This is a genomic window from Streptomyces sp. NPDC054841 (assembly GCF_053611045.1).
Genome location: NZ_JBSGZO010000849.1, coordinates 1 through 1821 on the forward strand (window position 1 = coordinate 1; position 1821 = coordinate 1821).

Below are 1821 nucleotides of genomic sequence, written 5' to 3' on the forward strand. Positions count from 1 at the left end.
CGGGGGCGGGGGGGGGGGGCGGGGGGGGGGGGCGGGGGCGGGGGCGGGGGGGGGGGCCGGCGCGCCGGCGGGGCGGGCGGCCGGGGGCGGGCGGCCGGCCCTCGCGACCGGATCCTTAGCAGCGGCTTATCGCGGCGCATGGCACACTCCTTCAGCGATGCTGCACTTCCCGGGGAACGGCCCCGGCCCCCGGCAGCAGAAGACACCCGGCAGGCAGGACCCTTTGCACATAAGCGACACGCGGCTCAGGGGGCTGCGGGCAGCGATCTTCACGGCACTCGTCGTGACGCTGTCCGTGGCCTCCCACGTGCTGCTGTCCCAGGTGCCGCTGCCGCTGACGACGGTCGTCGCCGTCGCCGCCGGGGTGTTCCTGCTCACGTACGCGCTGGCGGGTCGCGAGCGGGGGTACTGGCCGATCGCGGCCGTGCTGGTCCCGCTGGAGCTGGCCGCGGACACCGTCTTCACCACCGGCCAGCACGTCTGTTACGGCGCGGCGGGCGGACCGGTCGCCGGTTCGCTGCGCGCGGTCGGGGTGGATGTGCTGTGCGGCGGCAGCGTCGGCGCCCCGCTGCCCGGTGTGGCCCCGGCCGAGGGCCGGATGGCCACGCTGATCAACTCCCCCGACCCGGCCGTGCCCTGGCTGCTGCTCGCGGCGCACGTGTCGGTCGGGCTGCTCACCGCGGCCTGGCTGCGGCGCGGTGAGTCCGCGCTGGCGGGTCTGCTGCGCGCGGTGGCGGGGTTCGCCTTCCGTCCGCTGCTGATCGCCGTCGCCGTGGTGTACGGGGGCCGCGGGACCGCCCGCCATGCGGAGCGCATCGCCGGCCGGCCGCGCTTCGCCCGCACCCTGCACTTCGTGCACTCCGTGGGACGCAGGGGGCCGCCGCTCACGGCTCTCGCGCCGAGCTGAGGAACCCACTGCGAGCCGACACGTCTCGCTCCGAGCCGAGCCCGGCGCTCCCCGGCCGAACCACTTCCCACGGATCCCCACGGAGAACACGATCATGAGTGCACGCAACAGCCAGGCCAACAAGGCAGCCGCCCGCGAGCGGCTGCGCGCCGAGCGCGAGCGCCAGGCCAAGAAGGACAAGATCAGGCGGCAGCTGGTCGTCGTCGCCTCGATCGTCGGCGTACTGGCGGTGGCGGGCGGCGTCGGCTACGCCGTCATGCAGGCCAACAAGCCCACGGCGTGGGAGGCCGCCAAGGACGCGAAGGTCGTCAAGCCCAAGAACACCGAGGGTGAGAACGGCACGACGGTCGTCATCGGCAAGCCCGCCGCGAAGAAGACCCTGGAGCTGTACGAGGACTCGCGCTGCCCGATCTGCGCGACCTTCGAGCAGGCGGTCGGCGAGACGGTCAAGAAGGACGTCGACGCCGGCAAGTACAAGATCAAGTACATCGGCGCGAGCTTCATCGACAACGCCACCAACGGCGAGGGGTCGAAGAACGCGCTCTCCGCGCTGGGCGCGGCGCTCGATGTGAGCCCCGAGGCCTTCATGGAGTACAAGGCGGCTCTCTACTCCGCGAAGTTCCACCCGCAGGAGAGCGAGGACAAGTTCGCCAAGGACGACTACCTGCTCGAGATTGCCGACTCGGTGGCCGCGCTGAAGAACAACGCGGCCTTCGAGAAGGCCGTCAAGGACGGCACGTACGACGCCTGGGCGCTGAAGATGTCCGACACCTTCCAGAAGAGCGGCGTCGAGGGCACGCCGACGCTCAAGATGGACGGCAAGAAGATCAACGCCGAGGGCAGCCAGAACACGCCCATGACGGTGGAGCAGTTCAACGCCGCGATCGACAAGGCGCTCAAGGGGTAGCCGACTC

The 1821-nt window shown here is 71.8% G+C and carries 2 protein-coding genes; both read left to right on the plus strand.

The window, feature by feature from the left end; translation table 11 throughout:
* The first annotated feature begins 223 nt into the window (after window positions 1-223).
* Window positions 224-907: a hypothetical protein gene (locus tag ACWGI8_RS43860; RefSeq protein ID WP_453669160.1), complete on the plus strand. Its 684-nt coding sequence runs from the start codon at window positions 224-226 to the stop codon at window positions 905-907.
* A 94-nt stretch (window positions 908-1001) separates the two neighbouring features.
* Complete coding sequence (locus ACWGI8_RS43865) at window positions 1002-1814, plus strand: DsbA family protein (protein WP_453669158.1); 813 nt, start codon at window positions 1002-1004, stop codon at window positions 1812-1814.
* Window positions 1815-1821: the final 7 nt, after the last annotated feature.